This window comes from Mesorhizobium oxytropidicola (assembly GCF_056174625.1).
In genome coordinates, this window is sequence record NZ_JBWBWK010000003.1 from 138,314 (window position 1) to 157,395 (window position 19,082).

Annotated in this window: 15 protein-coding genes and 2 pseudogenes; 16 read left to right on the forward strand and 1 reads right to left on the reverse strand. The window is 57.5% G+C overall.

Translation table 11 applies throughout. The annotated features are described in order from the left end of the window. Nucleotides 1-5 precede the first annotated feature (5 nt). The 10 genes and pseudogenes from AC0V8S_RS40055 to AC0V8S_RS40100 all read left to right on the forward strand — a co-directional run bounded on the left by AC0V8S_RS40055 (nt 6) and on the right by AC0V8S_RS40100 (nt 12,967). The gene (locus AC0V8S_RS40055) at nt 6-1,604 is read left to right on the forward strand and encodes an ABC transporter substrate-binding protein (protein WP_475439461.1); all 1,599 of its coding nucleotides are present in this window, start codon (nt 6-8) and stop codon (nt 1,602-1,604) included. A 33-nt stretch (nt 1,605-1,637) separates the two neighbouring features. Further along, nucleotides 1,638-2,030: an ABC transporter permease family protein gene (locus AC0V8S_RS40060; RefSeq protein ID WP_475439462.1), complete on the forward strand. Its 393-nt coding sequence runs from the start codon at nt 1,638-1,640 to the stop codon at nt 2,028-2,030. A gap of 14 nt (nt 2,031-2,044) precedes the next feature. Further along, nucleotides 2,045-2,581, forward strand: a complete 537-nt coding sequence (locus tag AC0V8S_RS40065; protein ID WP_475439463.1) for an ABC transporter permease — start codon at nt 2,045-2,047, stop codon at nt 2,579-2,581. 10 nt (nt 2,582-2,591) lie between these two features. Continuing rightward, on the forward strand, nt 2,592-3,434 hold the full coding sequence (locus AC0V8S_RS40070; RefSeq protein WP_475439464.1) for an ABC transporter permease: 843 nt from the start codon (nt 2,592-2,594) through the stop codon (nt 3,432-3,434). 490 nt (nt 3,435-3,924) lie between these two features. Beyond that, a complete protein-coding gene (locus AC0V8S_RS40075) occupies nt 3,925-4,590 on the forward strand; it encodes an RraA family protein (RefSeq protein ID WP_475439465.1) in 666 nt (221 codons plus the stop codon). 522 nt (nt 4,591-5,112) lie between these two features. After that, the gene (locus AC0V8S_RS40080) at nt 5,113-6,741 is read left to right on the forward strand and encodes an IS1634 family transposase (protein ID WP_475439466.1); all 1,629 of its coding nucleotides are present in this window, start codon (nt 5,113-5,115) and stop codon (nt 6,739-6,741) included. Nucleotides 6,742-7,294: 553 nt separating this feature from the next. After that, entirely contained in the window at nt 7,295-8,512 is a 1,218-nt protein-coding gene (locus tag AC0V8S_RS40085; protein WP_475439456.1) for an NAD(P)/FAD-dependent oxidoreductase, read from the forward strand. Nucleotides 8,513-8,542: 30 nt separating this feature from the next. Continuing rightward, entirely contained in the window at nt 8,543-8,893 is a 351-nt protein-coding gene (locus AC0V8S_RS40090; RefSeq protein ID WP_475439455.1) for a non-heme iron oxygenase ferredoxin subunit, read from the forward strand. Nucleotides 8,894-9,273: 380 nt separating this feature from the next. Next, nucleotides 9,274-10,944 carry an aldehyde dehydrogenase family protein gene (locus AC0V8S_RS40095; RefSeq protein ID WP_475439467.1) on the forward strand — a complete coding sequence of 557 codons (1,671 nt, stop codon included), beginning with the start codon at nt 9,274-9,276 and terminating at the stop codon, nt 10,942-10,944. A gap of 65 nt (nt 10,945-11,009) precedes the next feature. Further along, nucleotides 11,010-12,967: pseudogene (locus AC0V8S_RS40100) on the forward strand (CocE/NonD family hydrolase). Nucleotides 12,968-13,455: 488 nt separating this feature from the next. On the opposite strand, the gene AC0V8S_RS40105 reads toward AC0V8S_RS40100, so the two are convergent. Continuing rightward, nucleotides 13,456-13,617 carry a hypothetical protein gene (locus tag AC0V8S_RS40105; RefSeq protein WP_475439468.1) on the reverse strand — a complete coding sequence of 54 codons (162 nt, stop codon included), beginning with the start codon at nt 13,615-13,617 and terminating at the stop codon, nt 13,456-13,458. Between AC0V8S_RS40105 and AC0V8S_RS40110 the strand changes: the two genes are divergently transcribed. From AC0V8S_RS40110 to AC0V8S_RS40135, 6 genes and pseudogenes are all read left to right on the forward strand, one after another. Continuing rightward, entirely contained in the window at nt 13,600-14,253 is a 654-nt protein-coding gene (locus tag AC0V8S_RS40110) for an HpcH/HpaI aldolase family protein (RefSeq protein WP_475439469.1), read from the forward strand. The genes AC0V8S_RS40105 and AC0V8S_RS40110 overlap by 18 nt on opposite strands. A 1,204-nt stretch (nt 14,254-15,457) precedes the next feature. After that, the gene (tnpA, locus tag AC0V8S_RS40115; protein WP_475439291.1) at nt 15,458-15,895 is read left to right on the forward strand and encodes an IS66-like element accessory protein TnpA; all 438 of its coding nucleotides are present in this window, start codon (nt 15,458-15,460) and stop codon (nt 15,893-15,895) included. Next, entirely contained in the window at nt 15,892-16,242 is a 351-nt protein-coding gene (tnpB, locus tag AC0V8S_RS40120; RefSeq protein WP_475439290.1) for an IS66 family insertion sequence element accessory protein TnpB, read from the forward strand. The genes tnpA and tnpB overlap by 4 nt, the downstream gene beginning before the upstream one ends. Before the next feature lie 71 nt (nt 16,243-16,313). Next, nucleotides 16,314-17,897: an IS66 family transposase gene (gene tnpC / locus AC0V8S_RS40125; protein ID WP_475439289.1), complete on the forward strand. Its 1,584-nt coding sequence runs from the start codon at nt 16,314-16,316 to the stop codon at nt 17,895-17,897. Between the two features lie 166 nt (nt 17,898-18,063). Continuing rightward, nucleotides 18,064-18,600, forward strand: a complete 537-nt coding sequence (locus AC0V8S_RS40130; RefSeq protein ID WP_475439470.1) for a YecA/YgfB family protein — start codon at nt 18,064-18,066, stop codon at nt 18,598-18,600. Nucleotides 18,601-18,846: 246 nt separating this feature from the next. Next, nucleotides 18,847-19,059, forward strand: a pseudogene (locus AC0V8S_RS40135) (ATP-binding protein); the annotation flags it as partial. Nucleotides 19,060-19,082 lie beyond the last annotated feature (23 nt).

Genomic DNA, 19,082 nt, shown 5'->3' on the forward strand with positions numbered 1-19,082 from the left:
CGAAAATGAAGAACAAACTTATAGAATGGACGTCTAGAACAGCTGCCGCATCGTGGCTGCTGACAGCGGTAATTGCCAGCGGTCTATCCGTCGGCGCGGCTGAGGCGGACACGCTGCGCGTAATAGGATTATCTCTAAAGACTATTGATCCAATTGTTACAACATCGGGAGACACACAGGTCCACGGATATCTGATTTACGATAAATTGTTCGAATTCGACAGCAGCGGCACACCACGGCCCCAAATGGCCGACAAAGTTGATGTGAGCTCGGACAAGAAGACTTACACAATCACGCTCCGCAACGGCCTGAAATTCTCAGACGGAACTCCAATCACCACTGACGACGTGATTCAGTCTCTGAGGCGCTGGGAGTCTCGGGATGTGACCGGTGGACTGCTTGGATCCCGGACCAAGGAAATGGTGAAGGTCGACGATCTGACGTTTCGGATCGAGCTGAACGAGCGGTTCGACGTTCCCTCGGCGCTTGCCAATACTGAGGGGAACGTCCCTTTCATAATGCCCAAACGGGTCGCCTCCCTGCCGCCCACCGTTCAACTCACCGATACAACCGGCTCTGGTCCTTATAAGTTCGATTACTCCACCTGGAAGCCGGGGCAAACGCAGGTTTATACCAAGAACTCCTTCTACACTTCGCGGAACGACCCTCCGAGCTATTATTGGGGGAAGAAAGAGGCAACGTTCGATAAGATTGAAATATCTGACGTACCAGACTCAAACACCGCGATGGCGGAGATGCAGACCGGGAAAAAAGATATTTGGATATGGCCTGCACTGGATAACGCCTTGGCGCTGCGAAAGGATCCGAAGCTCGTGGTCTCGAAAGGATATTTCGTGCAGAGCCTCTTCGTGGTGAATCACGAGGTGCCACCGTTCAACAACATCAAGGCGACTGAGGCTCTCACTTATCTGATCGACCAAAAAGAGCTCATGCAGATTTCTGTGGGTGACCCGCAATTCTGGCATACCTGCTATGCATATCTCACCTGCGAGGGGAAGTATGGCGATGAGTCCGCCTATAGCGGTCACCGGGGCGCCGCGGACTATGAGAAGGCTAAAGAGCTCCTAAAAGAAGCCGGTTACGATGGAAAGCCGATCGTTATTTTCGATCAAACTGATTCACCCCAGATGCACGCGAGAGCGTTGTACTTGGCGCAGCAATTGAGAAAGATCGGCGCCCAAGTAGACCTTCAAGCGATGGATTGGGGTACCATAACGTCGCGCCGCACGTCTAAGGCGCCTGCTTCGGAAGGCGGGTGGAACCTGTTCGGTACGTATATGGAAGTGGAACCTGCAAGTTCCCCGTTCACGCATCTGATGCTGGCTGCGAACTGCGACAAGGCTTGGTTTGGTTGGCCCTGCGATGAAAAACTCGAACAACTGAGAGCTTCCTTTGCCAGCGCAGTCGACGAGAAGGAGAAAAAGAAAGTTACTTATGAACTCCAAGCTCGCGCATCAGCGTATTTGCCGTTTATTATGACAGGAGAATACGCCATTCCGACCGTTTATGGGGCCGACCTCGAGGGATTTCATCCCGAGGCAGCTTATAACTATTTCTGGAACATTCGGCGGAAGAGCAAGTAGCGCGAAATCGCGTCTGCGTTTGTGAGGTAAGCAATGATCAGGTATCTCATTACTAGGGTGCTTTCCGTCATTCCGGTGGTGGGGGTCGTGACCGTCGTAGTTTTCGGTCTGACTTATCTGAGTCCTGGAGATGCGGCGGCTGTTCTGGCGGGCGAGTACGCAACGCCGGCACAGATCGCCGCAATTCGGGAGAGTCTTCATCTCGATGATCCCTTGGTTGTCCAGTATCTTCACTGGTTGGGGAACGTCGTCCAGGGGGATCTGGGAAACTCGATCTTTTCCAGACAGCCAGTATTCAGTTTGATTCTATCGCGAGTAGACCCGACGATTATTCTCGCAATCGCAGCGACTGTGGTTCAACTTACTGTTGCGCTGCCGTTGGGATTGTTGGCAGCACAAAAAGGGGAGGCATCTCTGATCGCTTAGTATCGCTCTTCGGGGTGGCAGGCACAGCGATACCTCCCTTTCTGATCGGGTATGTCCTTATATTCACGTTCGGTGTCTACTTTGGGTCAATGCCGGTCTCCGGGTTCCCAGGGTTTGACAGCGGTATATGGGAAGTCTTACGGCATGTGCTCCTTCCCGCGACCATGTTGGGATTTGCGCAAACGGCGCTGATCACTCGAATCACTAGAGCGAGTGCCATCGAAGTCCTGAACCAGGACTTTATCCGTGTCGCGCGAGCGAAAGGTCTCGACGAGTTCACGATTCTGGTTCGGCACTGTCTTAAGCTGATCGCCATACCTTTGGCCACCGTAGTTGGAATGTCGTTCGCCGGTATGCTTGGCGGCGTGGTAATAACTGAGACGGTGTTCGCGATACCCGGGATTGGCAGCCTGCTCGTTGAAGCCATCCAGCACAGGGATGTTCCGGTCATTCAGGGGGTCCTACTGATAAGTGCATGCGTGTACGTTATGGTAAATCTGTTGGTGGACCTGTCATACTTATTCATTGACCCGCGAATAAAGTACACCTGAGGAGGAGGATATGACGTTTCCTATATTGTGGCCAGATACGACGCGCCTGCCGGCGCCCGCGCGTGTCGCCGTGATTTTCATGCTATTGGTTGTGCTAGTGTCGTATCTGGGTCCTGGGATAGCCAATCTTAATCCCTTGTCGATAAGCCCGGAGTTGAGACTTAATCCGCCCAGTAACGCCCACTTGCTGGGCACCGATATGTTCGGGCGGGACATTTTCACGCGTGTGCTTTACGGCGGGCGGATCTCGCTCGCGATTGGACTGGCCACCGCAGTTCTGACGACGACTGTTGGAACAATCTTGGGTCTTTTCGCAGGAGCGTGGCAGGCATTAGACAGTATCTTGATGAGGGTGATGGACGGGATCATGGCGATACCGGGGATGCTGCTCGCCATTGCTTTGGCAACCATCTTCGGTGGCGGAATCTTGACCGTAATCCTCGCTTTGGCGATACCGGAAGTGCCGGGTGTTGCAAGATTGGTTAGAAGCTTAACGCTGACGCTCCGGGAGCAAGTCTTCATAGAAGCGGCTCGGTCCTACGGCGCTAGTCCTCTGCGGCTGCTGTTCAGGTATATCTTACCGAACGCGTTGGCCCCCATTGTCGTGCAGGCAACATATATCTGCGGCCTGGCTATTCTTTATGAGGCTTTCCTTAGCTTTGTGGGCGTTGGCGTTCCGCCTGAGCACCCAAGCTGGGGCAATATCGTCGCCGAAGGGCGGTCGTTTGCTCTGATAGCTCCGTACCTGATATTGTACCCAAGCCTCGTAATCGGAGCTGTCGTGTTAGCTGTCAATCTGATTGGTGATGGCCTGCGTGACATGCTCGACCCTCGCTTCGCGCTACCCGACTAGGTCGTTCCCTTAATCCCCGACCGCCATCTCTGGCAATACGGTACTCTTCTCCAATTCAACTCAATCACGGAACGGCCTTCTTTTACAATCCAGGTTTGATCAAATGCAGTAGCGATGAATGGTCCAGCGCATGAAATTCTAGATCAATGGCGTATGGAATGAGCCCACGCCGTCGAAGCGAATAGCCGAAGTCAACCCTGCATCGCGGGCCCGTCCAAAGGTCGCCCAGCCGGAACGCGTCGATTACAGTTCGGCGACTGAGACCGCGCTTAATAGCGGAGCGAAGTTACGCATTTCAGGTCATTCTTAGTAACCCGACGATCTCGACAGTCCTCCTCTGGATCTCACTCGAGAATCGCTTGGGTTCTCTCTCGCCGATACTCCGACTCTCTCGGTGGAAGGTAACGATATGACCATGTTACAGTTTGATACGGATATCCAATCCATCTCACTGAGCCCACTTGCCCGTTAACCAGAATAGGAGACCTGAATGACTGATTACCGTATCAATCCCATGCCGGAACCTTTGCCACCCTCACTTGTCGAGAAGCTGCAAAAGGTCCAGACAGCGACCGTCGGCCATCTTCGCCAGTGGGGCTTTATGGATCGACGGATCCGGCCGCTTCTTCGCGGTAAACGCGTTGCTGGCGTTGCAGTTACAGTGGCAATTCCCGGACCGGATTCGACACTACTTGGTCATGCGCTGGGACTTCTTCGTCCCGGGGATTTTGTCGTAGTGGATCGGCTAGGCGATGATAGGTATGCCTGTTGGGGCGGCGGCGTCACTGCTTCGGCTAAGGCAGCCGGCGCAGTGGGCGCCATTGTTAATGGTCCATGCACGGACCTGCTGGAAATCGAAGAAGCAGATTTCCCGATGTGGTGCCGCGGACTTTCTTCGATCACCGCCGGGTGGTACAATCTCGGTGGGATGATGAACTACCCCATTGCTTGCGGGGATGTTCCGGTTCTAGCCGGCGACGTCATTTTGGCGGACGAGGAGGGAGTGGTCGTACTGCCTCGGCAAGAAGCCGAGAAGATCGCCGATGCAGCTATCGCCCTCCAGGAGTTGGAAAAAGCCACTCGACTAGAGATGCCGGTTGGGGAACCATCGGAAGCGACTAAAATGGTGCTCGAAGCAATTCACCAGCAATCCTGAAAAGCGATGCGGGGCGATGGGTTCCAGCCGATCTCATCGCCTTTGGTCCCCCAAGTCGGACACCGGGCGCGCTCTGGGTTTACGGTCATCCCCGTCCTCCGCGAACTCCAATACGTCACCCGCTTATGATAACCCGGAGTGTTCGCCGGCATGCCGACTAGCGGCTGACCTGTCATAGACGCATCAGGCAACTTCGGGAAAGGCGACGCAACGCATACGATCAAGCGGACGCTGGGCAAAATAAGGTATCTGGCTATGGAGTGCCCACGGAGGGTGGAAGCGAGCACGCCCGCGGCTCGCCGCTATCGACGGATGCGGGCCGACGGCGGATGAACCGCTCCTGGACGGTTGAGCAAAACCCGACTTGAACAGTTGGAGGTGAACGGATGGCGAACGCTGTCCGTTAAGCTATTGAATTCACTCGCCTTGAGTTTTCGGCGCGAAAATGTGTGGTAACAACATTTGATCTGCTAGCCGTATGTTGTATGGATTTTATGGCATTTATTCGCTAACAACGCTGGCATGTTTGTCGTTGAGAGAGTCGCGCGCGGCCACCGCTATCTTTACCTCGTGGAAAGTGTCCGCGACGGCAAAACCGTTCGCCAGCGCACGATAAAGGCGCTGGGCCGCAAGGATGCGCTGGTTGCCAGCGGCGAACTTGACAGATTGGCGGCCTCGATTGCGCGCCATGGCGAACGCAGCCTCATCCTGTCCGACATTGACGCGGGGCGAATTGCCTCTCGCCGCATCGGCGGTCCGCTGTTGTTCGGGCGGCTGTGGGAGCGGCTCGGGATCGGCGAGGTGCTGGAAGAGGTGCTGGAAGGGCGCCAGTTCGGCTTTGCGGTGGAACGGGCGGTGTTCGTTGGCACGCTGCATCGGCTGTTCGTCTCGGGCTCGGACCGCGACTGCGCGAACTGGATGGCCGATTATGGTATCGAGGGCGCCGAGGGTCTGGCGCTCCATCACTTTTACCGGGCAATGGCGTGGCTGGGCGAGGAACTCGGCGAAAAGGCGCAAGGCGCGCTGGTGGCGCGCTGCGTGAAAGACGCGATCGAGGAAAAGCTCTTCGCGCGCCGGCAGGACCTGTTCACCGACCTCAGCCTTGTGTTCATGGACACCACCTCGTTGTCCTTCTACGGCGCGGGCGGCGAGACGCTGGGCAAGCGCGGGCATTCCAAGGACTTCCGCCCCGATCTGGCGCAAATGATCCTGGCGCTGGTCGTTGATGCCGAGGGCCGGCCGATCTGCACCGAGATGGTGCCCGGCAACACCGCTGACGTGACCGTCCTGTTGCCGGTGGTCGATCGGCTGCGAACGCGCTTCGGCGTCACACGCGCCTGCGTTGTCGCCGATCGCGGCATGATCAGCGCCGATACCATCGCCGCGCTCGAAAAGCTGGGCATGGAATACATTCTGGGGGCCCGCGAACGCTCGAGCAGCGTGATCCACAACGTCGTGCTCAATGACGCGGCACCGATGGTTCCGCTCGTTCTCGAGCGCCAGCGCGGTGAAACTCAGTTGTGGGTCAAAGAGGTCAAGGTCGGTAAAGACCGCTATATTGTCAGCCGCAATGACGCCGAGGCCGAGAAGGACAAGGCCGACCGCCAGGCGATCATCGCCGGCCTCGAGGCACAGCTCAAGAAGGGCGACAAGGCACTGGTCGGCAACTCGGCCTACCGGCGTTACCTCAAGGCCAGCGGCAAGAACTTCAAGATCGATGTCGGCAAGCTTGCCGAGGAAGCCCGGTACGACGGCATCACCGTGGTGCGGACCAACGCGAAGGTGACCCCGCTCCAGGCCGTGCTGCGGTATCGCGATTTGCTCGAGGTCGAGAGCCTGTTCCGCGCCGCCAAGGCAACCTTCAATACCCGGCCGATCTTCCACCAATCCGATGCCGCCATCCGCGGGCATGTGTTTTGCTCGTTCCTGGGGCTCGTACTCAGCAAGGAACTGTACCGCCTCTGCCGGGCCAAAGGCCTGACGCCCGAATGGCAGCCGCTTCTACGCGATCTCGACCGCCTCCAGGAAGCCACCATCGAAAAGGATGGTCGCATCGTCACCACAAGAACCCACGTTACGGGCCAAGTGGGCAACGTCTTCAAGGCAGCTGGCATCGCTCTGCCACACAACCTCGACGAACAACTCGCCTGAGATCATCCCCAAAATGTAGTGGTAACACGCGCCGGCGCGCGCCTAACGTGCTGATATAATAACATATTCTTACAGGCGGTGTTGAAGTGGGGCAAAAGCTGGCGATCGGGGGTGAGGTGCAGGAGTCCGGTGATCCGGTAGCGGTTGTAGCGCGGCGTCACGACACCAATGCGAACCACTTGCAGATCTGGATGAAGCAAGTCCGGGAACGAAGACTGGGTGGCCGGTGCGAGACCCAACCGATTGCCTTCCAACCACTTCCCGGACCGTTCCACCTTAGACGAATAATGGTTCGCAGTCAGATAGTTGCAGTGCTTGAGCCTTCTGCAGCGCCGCCGACCCAACAATATTGATCCTTTCTGACCGGTAAAATGCACAAAAGCCACCAATTCCGCGGAGCACAGTTTGTGGTGAGCAGGCGTTTCGAGGTTTCGAAACTGGGCCGTCTGTGCTGAACGAATTCGCCGGAATTTGACACTGGCGAATCTCCATACTTTTGTTTCTGTTTGTCATGTTGGTAACGTTCAGAGTTGCCAGGCGCTGAGGATTGTTTATGGAAACGGTCGTTATCATCGGAGGAGGAATAGCAGGGCATCGTGCTGCCGCAACGCTCGCCGATCTGCGTCCTGAGCAGCGCACGGTCCTGATTCATGGCGAAAGCGGGACACCCTATGACAGGCCGCCGCTATCCAAGGACTTTCTCTTGGGGGGCAAGAGGCCGACTCTGAAAGGGTCTGAGCTGTATGCAGACCGCGTCGTTTTGCGGGATGGAACGAAGGCCACCCTAATCGACCCTCTTCGACGCATCGTCCATACTGATATCGGTGAACCGGAACACTACGACAAGCTGTTGATCGCAACGGGATCTCGAGCACGGCACTTCGAGCACTCCAGTGTGGACCCGGCACAAATTCATTATTTGCGCACTGAATCAGACGCTTTGCGATTACGCGCGGGTCTTGCGCCTGGCCGGCGGCTGGCAGTTGTAGGCGGTGGTTTTATAGGGCTGGAGGTATCGGGGATGGCTCGCCGCTTGGGCTGTCAAACAACGGTCATTGAGCTAGCGCCGCGACTGCTGCCGCGCAGCGCGTCCCTATCTTTGTCGGAATGGGTCGCGACGCGTCACACGAGCGAAGGTGGTGAGTTCCGTTTGAACTGTGCGAATCTGCGTATGTCAAATAATTCAAAGGGCGAGGTCGTTCTGACCTGGAATGGAGGGGCGGTCGTTGCTGACATGGTCCTTATTGGCATCGGGATTGGGCCTAATGCGGGAATTGCCGCTGACGCCGGCATCGACACCGCCGATGGGATCGTTGTGAACGCACGCTGCGAAACGTCGGTTCCGGGAATATACGCTGCCGGAGAAGTGACGAACTATCCTTTGCCCGCGCTTGGCCGGCGGCTACGCAGTGAGAGCTGGACTGTGGCCGGCGATCAGGCCGTCGTGGCCGCAAAAGTTATGTGTGGCCTGGATGCACAGTATCAGGACCTACCGTGGTTCTGGTCCGATCAGTGCGGCGTAACCATCCAGTCACTCGGGCTGCCAGCCCTCGCGACGCGCCTGTATCGCATCGGAGACGTCGCGAGCGAACGGTGGCTGGAGATTGGCGCCGATGACCAGGGACGTTTTGTCAGTGCCGTGGGAGTCAACCCCGGTCGCGACATGATGCAGATCCGGCGAGACGCCAAGGCTGGCAAGCCTGTATCGCCGGATATTATGAGCCGAGCCGAGGAAGTCGATCCGTCCGATATATACCTCGCAACTGGCTAATTGTCGGAATCGGAGTGAACTGTGATAACAGTGGAAAAGAACATAGATAAAGCGCAGCAGAAATACGGATGGATAATCCTTTGCCCCGTTTCCGATCTCCAAGACGATACCGTAACGCCGTTCGAAATCGGCGATAACCGAATCGCAATATACTTCATCGGCGGCAAAGTACACGCGACCGATAACGTTTGTTCGCACGCGTTCGCTCTTCTTTCCGACGGCTGGCTGGAAGGGACTCTTATCGAGTGCCCTCTGCATGGTGCTCAATTTGAAATCACCACCGGGGAAGTGGTTCAAGGCCCGGCAGAGTGTCCAATCACCGTCTTTAAGACGAAGGTGGAAGACGGTCAGGTCCTGGTGTGTCTCCCGCATCATGAATAAAGGCTGCCCTTGTCAGGCACCAGATGGTGGCGTTGTGCTGATGCAATTTGCTGTCATCTGCATCTAGCAAGGCGGAGCCTGATGGTTACTTTCCTTCGTGGAGAGAGACACCGAGAGACAACGCATCCACAGGTCGGCTTGGACGAATCAAGGGGTAATATATCGTTGTTCGGAGCATTGCCGTGTCACGGTGCCGGCTCTGAAATTCACCCACGTGCCCCAGGCTCCGTGCTCAACTTAACTGCAGCAAGGCCGCAATCACCACCCGGTGAAGACCTTAAGTATCCCGTTAAAATCAACAGTGAAAGCATGTCGAGTAGGGACGAAATTCAATGACTGGGATAAGCAGCAAGTGTGCAAGCAACGAGAGTGATAGCCGTATGACGGAGTCAAGACGCTTTTACTCACTCGTCAACGGCTCTCTTGTCAGTGACGGCTCGAAATTGAAGGTCATAAACCCGGCGACGCAGGGCACTGCCGGAGTTGCAATAGTGCCCGGAGCGAACGTTCTGGAGCAGGCGATCGACGCTGCAGACCGGGCTTTTGCGACTTGGCAGGCCGAACAGTGGGCGGTGCGCAGTAGTCTCCTCCTTGCTCTGGCCGACGTTTTGCGGAAGAGCGTTGAAGAACTTGCACGCCTTCTGACCCTTGAGCAGGGAAAACCGCTTCAGCAAGCTCGAAACGAAACCATCTCGTGCGCCGAATTTCTTGAGCACTGTTCAGGCCTGGAGTTGCGTCCTATCGTACTGAATAATAGGCCGGAGGCTTACGCGGAGCAATTTTTTGTACCGTATGGCGTCGTTGCAGGAATAGTGCCGTGGAATTTTCCACTTGAGGCCGCGATATCTAAGATCGGCCCTGCAATCATCACGGGAAATGCTATAATCATTAAGCCTGCGCCGACCACCCCCTTGGCAACCCTACGCTTTGGCGAACTCATTAAGGATGCTGTTCCGCCAGGTCTTATTCAGATCATCGCGGACGATGGATCACTTGGTCCAGAACTCGTCAGCCACCCCCGTATTGCAAAAATTTCTTTTACGGGATCCACCGGATCCGGCAAAGCAGTCATGACGTCTGCTGCTCAAGGACTAAAGCGCCTCACTTTGGAACTAGGCGGCAATGATCCGGCAATCGTGTTTGACGACGTCGACGTCGAGCTTGTGACGCAAGCCATTTTCAACGCGGCATTCCTCAATAGCGGACAGGTCTGTACTGCAATCAAGCGGGTCTATGTTCATGTGGCCATTGCTGATCGCTTCTGCGAATGCCTTGCCGATCTGGCGCGAAATGCAGTTGTGGGCGATGGCCTGGAAGACAATGTCACTGTTGGCCCCCTGCAGAACAAGGCCCAATTTGATAAAGTCCTTCAATACTTGGACGAGGCGGAGAAAGTAGGTCGCATTGTGGTGGGAGGTAAAACAACAGCTCTTGCCGGCTATTTCATCAACCCTACCATCGTGACTGATATATCGGATGAAGCCTCTCTGGTCAAAGACGAGCAGTTCGGTCCGATTCTTCCGATCCTGACATTTACGGATGTTTGTGACGTAGTGCGCCGGGCCAACAGCACGCCTTATGGTCTCACTGCTTCTGTCTGGTCGACCGACACAGATCGAGCGGCACAGATCGCTCGGCGGTTGGATTTCGGAATGATATGGGTGAACAAGCATTTAGAGTTCAATTTAAACTATCCCTTCAGTCCTAGTAAGGAATCCGGCTTTGGTACCGAGGGGGGGAATAGAGGGATTGAAGGAGTATGCTCAGTCCCGCCTGCTGAGCTAACATCTTGGTTTTGGGTAGTGAGCAAAAGACCACAGTTCTGGTCTAAACTGGCAAAGGTCTTAACCCGTTCAGAGCCCCAAATCTCTTGGCCGATGCTGCTCACAACACCATCTATGCTGTGTCTAGAAGTTAGCTCTATTCACGTAGCTCGCCATGTTAACGTGCACGCTGCTTTGCGTCGTATTCCAAGGTTCAGTTCCCGCTCAGTGCCGGCCCGCGCGGAGCCGAGACAACTGCCGCAAGTCAAGAAGAGGTCCGTCCGATGAAAGAGATCCGTGTGGTCACCGATTTTCCGCGCAAGGTCCGTGAGATCGAGAACCTGTGGATTCCAATGCCAGATGGCGTGAAGCTTGCGGCCCGCGTCTGGGTCCCTGAAGACGCCGAGGCCGATCCGGTCCCTGCCATCCTCGAATACCTGCCATACCGCAAACGCGATGGAACGGTAGAGCGGACGCACTCACCCATCCCTACTTCGCCGGGCACGGATATGCCGGCGTCCGGGTGGATATGCGTGGCACCGGCGACAGTGAAGGCATTTGCAAGGGTGAATATTTGACGCAGGAACAGGACGACTGCCTGGCGGTAATAGAATGGCTGGCGAAGCAGCCCTGGTGTTCCGGCGCGGTGGGCATGATCGGCATCAGTTGGGGCGGTTTCAATGGACTCCAGGTCGCCGCGCGCCGTCCACCGGCACTCAAAACCGTCATTTCATTGTGCTCTACAGACGATCGCTATAATGACGACGTCCACTATCTCGGCGGCGCACAGATGATCGACAATCTGGACTGGGGCGCCACCGCCTGGGCGGTCGCCATGGCGCCGCCCGACCCACTCATCGTCGGCGATCGTTGGCGCGAGCTTTGGGAAGGCCGCCTAAACGGCAATGGCATGTGGATGCTTGATTGGTTCCAGCATCAGCGTCGTGATGAATTCTACATGCATGGTTCGATCTGCGAGGATTACTCCAGTGTGGAGATCCCGGTCTACTTGGTTGGCGGCTGGGCTGACAGTTACCCCAATCCGATCTTCCGCATGATCGAAAGACTGCCTGGCATTCGGAAGGGCCTAATCGGCCCGTGGGCTCACAAATATCCGCATTTCGCCGTACCCGGCCCGCGCATCGGGTTTCTAAAGGAATGTTTGCGCTGGTGGGATCAGTATCTCAAGGGCATCGACACCGGTATCGCCAACGAACCTAGGCTACGGGCTTGGATGCAAGACCCGTATCCCCCGGCCGCCATCTATGATGAGCGCCCAGGCCGCTGGGTTGCCGAGCCGTCGTGGCCGGGGCCCGGCGTCGGCGAACGCTCGCTGGCCCTTTCGCCTGGCCTCCTTGCTGACGGGCCTCCGGGCGACGACGTACTGACGATCTGTTCGCCTTCGACGGCGGGCCTCTCGTCTGGGAGCTGGACTGTCTTCGGCGTCTTTCCGCTCTTCCCGACAGATCAGCGAATGGAAGCTGGCAATGCGCTGGTCTTCGAAACGAAGCCTTTGGAAGAAGCCGTGGAGATTCTCGGCTTCCCGGAATTCGAGGTAAAGCTCGCCTCAGACAAGCCTGTTGCGCTAATCTCGGCAACGCTCTCGCTTGTGCTGACGGACGGCGCAGCAACGCGTATTAGCTACGGCGTTCTCAACCTCACGCATCGGCATGACGATCTGGAGCTCCAGCCAATGCAGCCGGGCAATCCCGAGACAGTGCGCTTCAAGTTGCGTTGCTGTGGCCAGCGCTTCGAAAAGGGTCAGCGCATCCGCCTTGCCGTCGCCACGGGGCATTGGCCCATCGTCTTCCCAAGCCCCGAGAAGGCGACGCTCTCCATCCACTGCGCCGGAAGCAGGCTGATACTTCCGGTGCGCAACCCGCAGCCAACGGATGCAGACCTTAAAGAGTTTGAAGGAGCGGAGAGCGCAACGCCGATGTTGCAGGAAGTAATCAATGCAGGCGAGCCTTTCCGGCGCGACGTGATGACCAATCAGGTTACCGGGGAAACCACTTACACTGTCGTCAACGATGGCGGAACTGTTCGTCATCCGCATACCGGAATTACTTTGTCGGCAAGGCAGACAAGCGTTTTCATCATCCAGCCGGACGATCCGAATTCGGCACGGGCAACCGTGACCTGGGAAAAGTCCTACGTCCGCAGCGACTGGGACGCCCGAGTTATGGTTTCGGCGACGGTACGCGCGCTACGTGACGTATGGCGAATTGACACTCAACTCGTTGCGCGTGCTGGGGACGAGGTCGTCGTTAATCGGGAAGACGTCAAGGAATTTCCACGCGATCTGAATTGAGAAGAGGAAGCGCGGTAGCGCTCGCCGCAGATTTAACTCTGCAGCGCGAACTCCGATGATACGTTGTGAGACAGGCCAGGACGGATTACCGAAATGCGGTACCAATCCCATAAGGGATGATTGGGAAATCTGATTCGTCAGGTTTTGTGCATGGCACCCTCCGACATGAGGCTTGGGTCAGATACCCTACAAAAACGATCGGCTCGTCATCCAGCGAGCGGGCATTCCAGGCGGGCGGCCGAGAAACCGGGGTAACAGCGCCGACGAGCGAAGGGAGATCGACGCTCAGTGCGACAGCGTGGTCTATACAACCCTTCGCTGGAAGGACCCGTTTCAACGGCGAACATTGCTTGGTGTGATACCCCACTTCTGGACAAACTGTATATTTTGATAAGCCGAGAAACCTGCCAATCGTTGCACAGTAGGAATTTGCTCGGTCATGAAGCGTCCCGATTGAGCGGGATGCTGCTGACTAATGCAATTATGGCTCAAAATTCGCAAAGGATCATGAAAATGGCGATAAATCCGTTGGCCGATACGATCAGGTCGGGAAAACCGCTAATCGGCGCTTGGATGACTATTCCACATGTGATGGTGGCAGAAACGCTGGCGCAGACCGACCTAGATTTTCTTTGGTCGACGGCGAGCATGCCCCAATCCCACCCAATTGCCTGCTGGATATTCTGCCTGCAACCGAGCGGTACGGGATGCCTGTACTTTATAGAGTTGCTTGGAACAGGATTGAACTCATAAAAGCGGCACTAGATCACGGCGCAGACGGCATCATGGTGCCAATGGTAAATTCTGGTCTTGAAGCCATCGAAGCTGTCTCGTCCGCAAAATATCCACCTGCCGGCAAGCGCGGAGCCGGATCGTGGAGAGCGTCTAACTATTACCAAAATGAGAGCGAGTATCGAAAGAACGCGAACTCTAGTCTGGGCGTCGTAGTCCAGATTGAGACAAGAGAGGCTCTCAACAATCTGGACGACATAGCCTCGACGCCTGGCGTAGACGCACTCTTCATCGGCCCAGGAGATCTTGCACTTTCCTTGGGAATGGAAATGGGAAAGCTCACTCCAGGGCTATTGGATGCCTGCCAGGCAGTCACCAATGCAGCTAAGAAATACAATAAGACTTCTGGTATAGATATGGCATCCATAGACCATCTTCCGCCGCTTCAAAAGATGGGTATCAGCTTGTTCACCTATGGAGGCGACTCAGGTTTCGTCTTATCTGGCGGTCACGCGGTAGCGAAAGACTACCACGACGCGTTTCTCGCTAAGTAGACTGCGCGACCCATTGCACGATTTACTGGGAAGACAACCACCTAAAAACGGCAATGATGCTGATGGGCAACATGTCCAGGGTGGTATACTCAGGCTCGTGGCTTCGGTTCGCCTGTCGCAAGACACCGGTAATTTCTCTGGGGTCAGTGTGACACGACTTGTTAGCGCCAAGAAGGCCGCATCAATACGAGCGAGGAGCGTCTGGGTGAAGGCGATCTCCAGGGCCTGTCGATCGACGATGGCACGAAGATCGTGGTCACCTTGCACAAGGCTGTCGTCACCCAGAAGGCGGAGACTCCGGCCTTGTTTCGCAGGGTATGTCCGCACTGCATACCTTTCAGCTAGTCAAGGACTATACGTCACGCCGAATTCGAACGGCGTTTGGCACGGTGGAGGTTTGCAATCCATGGTGGATGCTCGGGATTGCCATCCGGAATGGACGGCGCATTCGCTAACCTTGCGCACAGCGGCGTGCGTCTTAGTCGGCTCGATAGGCAGATTGCGTCCTTGTCAATCTCCGGGAGCGCGTCGACGGCCTCTGCTGGGATCGAGCCATGTAATCGGCGAGCTGCTGCATGGGCTTGATCTTCATGGTAGTTTGGAACCATTTGAATGCGGGCCGTCGGCGTCGACATGGCGCGGTCAGCCGCTTGAGAATTTCAGCACCGTCCGAAATTACTGTCACATCGCTGAAGCGCGATGTATGGTGAAAAAGCAAATGCAGGTGCGAACCCCCGGAAAGAATGGTCAACTTCGCGATCGAATATCGAATTCGCGTGAGATTTCGACGGTCAGAGCCGCAGGTGCCGTCACTGTTCAAGCCCAAACCGCATCTACTTCGAGCAGCTGACCCCAGAGAGATTACATGTCTCTTGCCACGGCTGCGTTTATTTCGACGCAGCAGACAGCTTTCAAACTCCGGGCAAGGAGCATGTGGGCATGCCGGGTAACCACGCAGCGCTTGCAGCCGAGGCTTCCTTGCATCCAGCGAAGACGGCAAGTAGAGGCCCTCCGGTGTCCATCAACGCGCTGACTGCCCACGACTTCAGCGTGCTTTTGTTACCTGGCTTCTCCCAGCTCTGCCTGTCCTCACTCATCGACCCGCTGCGTCTGGCTAATTCTCTTTCCGGCCACAGTCTGTTCCGCTGTAAGCGGTGCGCCAAGGCACCTTGCAAGAGGCCGATGAACATGGAGGTTTCGGGCCATGACATTGGAACATGCAAGGGGCGATATGGTCGCCGAGTTAAGCGGCGCCGCGGCGGCCGAAGATCTTACAACGGTGCCCGGGCGCGTGCGGCAACGAAGGCTGTGGAGTTGCACCGAGAAGCGCGCGTTGGTCGACCTAGCGAGCGCGGCGGGGTCGTCGGTGACCGAGGTCGCGCAAGCGTTTGGCGTAGCTCCGTCACAGCTCTATGCCTGGCGCAAGCAGATAGCCGGCGGTGAGCTCGATGCCGATCAGGCGATGGCGACCTTCGCACGGATCGACGTGAGCGATCTGCCCGAGGTCGAACGCCCCGTCTCCGATTGTCCGGAGCCGGTCGGCAGGATCGTCGTGGCCTTTCCGAGCGGCACGCGATTGCGGATTGACGGGACCGTCGATCCGACAGCACTGAGCATCGTTCTGGCGGAGTTGACCAGGTGATCACGATTGTGCCGACCGACCGGATTTACCTGTGCTGCGGCGCGACCGACATGCGTCGCGGGATCAATAGCCTGGCGCGGATGGTGCAGCAGGTGCTCGCGCTCAACCCGCACACCGGCGCGATCTTCTGCTTCCGTGGACGCAAGGGTGATATCATCAAGATTCTGGCGCATGACGACCAGGGGTTCTGTCTGTTCACCAAGCGGCTGACCGATGGTTGTTTTGCCTGGCCAACCACCAAGGATCAGGTCGCCGTGTCGCTCACCAAGGCGCAGCTTTCGCTGCTTTTGGACGGGATCGATTGGCGCCGGCCGAGCAAGATTTATCGACCGCGTTTGGCTGGCTGATTTTGATGTTTCTTATTGATTTTGTGTTGATTCTTCTTCCGTGACGAGGGTCTTTCGGGTATAGGTTTTGGGTGTCGGAACAAGCTCCCTCAACCGCTGATTTCTTCGCTCGGATCGCCCTTCTGGAGGCGGCCGTTTCTGCCCGTGACACCACCATCGCCGAACGCGATGAGCAACTGCGAAGAGAGCGCGCCGAGGCCGCACTTCGCATCCAGCGCCTGCAGCTGCGGATCGATCGCTTCAACCGCAAGGCCTTCGGCCGCTCCTCCGAGAAGCTGGGCCAGATGCGGCTCGAACTCGAAGATCTCGAGACCGATTTCGCCGCCAGCGTGCCCGATCTCGAGCTGCCCATCGTTGCTGACACCGACAAGGTCCGGGTGTTGCCGGTGCGTAAGCTCAATCCCAACCTGCCGCGCAAGCGGGCCGTTCGCGAGCCGTCTTGCGCATGTTGCCCGGGCTGCGGCGGCGACCTGCGCGCCATGGGCGAAGATAGCGACGAGATGCTCGATCTGGTCGCCCAGGCGTGGCAGGTGATCGAGACCGTTCGACCCAAGTACAGCTGCCGGACCTGCGATAAAATCATCCAGGCGCCCGTACCAGCTAAGGCCATTGCACGCGGCAAGCTCAGCTATGCCGCGCTCGCCCATATCATGATGGCCAAGTGGGGTTATCATCTGCCCTTCTACCGTCAGGCACAGATGATGGCCGCCAAGGGCGTCGATATCGAGCGATCCACCCTTGCGCGCAGCGCCGGCTACGCCGCCGCCTTGCTCGATCCGATCTACAACCGCATCCGTGAGATCGGCCGTACCCGCACCAAGATCCACACCGACGACACGCGGCTTCCGATCCTGGCGCCCGGCAACGGCAAGACACACAAGGGCGCGCTCTGGGTTTACGTCGCCGACGACCGCAACTCGGGTTCGCAGGAGCCGCCGATCGCCTGGTATCGCGCCACCATGGGCCGCGCCGGCGAGAGCGTAATGACCGAGCTCGCCGGATTTTCCGGCACGCTCCAGGCCGACGGTTTCAGCGGCTACAACCAGATCTACAAGGGCGGTGCCATTCGAGAAGCTGCCTGCCTGGCCCATCTGCGTCGCAAGATATTCGACGTTCACGACAGCCAGCCGACCGCGCTCAGCACGACGGCGATGGCCGGTATCCAGGCGATCTACCGGATCGAGGAAGAGATACGGGGGCTCCCGCCCGCCGAGCGATTGGCCGCACGACGAACGCGGACCCGACCACTGGTCCGCGCGCTGCGACGACAGCTCATGCGCCAGGGCAAGGGTTTGTCGCGCCATGCCGATATCGCGAAGGCCTTCGCCTACGGCACCAACCGATGGCGCGCGTTCAATCGCTTCCTCTACGATGGCCAGCTCGAGCCCGACAACCTGATCGCGGAGCGGGCCATTCGTGGATTTACGGTCGGAAGGCGCAATTGGCTTTTCTCGGGCAACTTCGCCGCGGCAGAGCGGTCAGCGGTCGTGCTCAGCATCATCGAGACCTGCAAGCTTTGCGGCGTCGATGCCGAAGCCTACATGGCCGACGTCACCGAGCGCATCCAGAACGACTGGCCAGCCTCGCGCTGGGACGAGCTAATGCCGTGGCACTGGGGGCGCCGCCAAGAGATGCCGCTCCCGTTGGCAGCATGAGCGCGATCGATGACATGGCGCTGTCGGACGAGGCGCTGGAGGCCTGGATGGCTGCCAAGACCAACCGCCGCCCGCTGGTGCGGACCATGTCGGCGCTGGATGGCTTCGTAACGGCGGCGGTCACCGGCCGCGGTTCCCGGACCCGCAATACTGGATGTGCCCGCTCATGGGGTTGCCGCGCGACGTCTTGGCCAAAGGGTCTGCAACCGATCACGCCGTGTTTGCCAGCGTTGCCAGGATCCACAACGGGATCAACGAGACGCTCTTCGACAGACCGCAGGATTATGCGCCCCGATTCGCAACCAAGCCCAGCGGCGGCATCGACCCCCGGCCGTGGTGCCAGGGGTTCTACGCGGCCATGAATCTCAACATCAAAAGCTGGAGACGGCTACTCGACCTCGACAACCCCAACCACGGCCTGCTGCTGCCGATCCTGATCTACTGCGTCGACAAAAGGGGAGGCCCGTCCTCGGCAAGCCCAGGCCGGGGCCCGAGACCGCGCATTTCATCGAGCATGAGGCCTACAAAGACATCGCCCTCGTCATCCCCGCCCTGCGCGAACTCCACTACGTCACCCGTTATGACGATCCGGAGTGATCGTCGGCGTCGCGCGGACCAACGGCTGACCCAGCATAGACGCACTATTTCGAGAAAGGTGCCTTGGCGCACCGCTTACGTTCCGCTGGAAGCTCGTGAGCATTGACGGCGCGTCAGTTGAGAGCGCCAGCGGCATCTCTGTCGAGGTTTCTGGACCCTTGGCCGCGCAGCAGAAGTTGCTGGCGCAAAATCGGCGCGGCGCCTTGGTGATCTGTGCCGGCGAGGGCGTGGAACGATACACTACGCATAAGTTGCGGGCTTTCCTGCGCAGTTGCGCACGTGGCAGTGACGATCTATGCGCTCGGCACCGCGACCTGGCTGCTTGCCGGCGCCTCGCTGCTGGGTGAAGTACTCGCTTCTCATCACCGCAAATCAGCCCTTCGGTGAATGGGACAAGGTCTTTCCCGACAAAGCCATGACGTTGGCCGCCATCGACAGACTGGTTCATCACGCGACGATCTTCGAAATGAATGTCGAGAGCTACAGGCGCAAAACCGCAATATCCCGTTTGACGGAAAACAGCGATGGCCCGCCGGCAACGCTGGCCTCGGCCCTCGTTGCTTGACGCGCCGCGACAAACAAACGTTA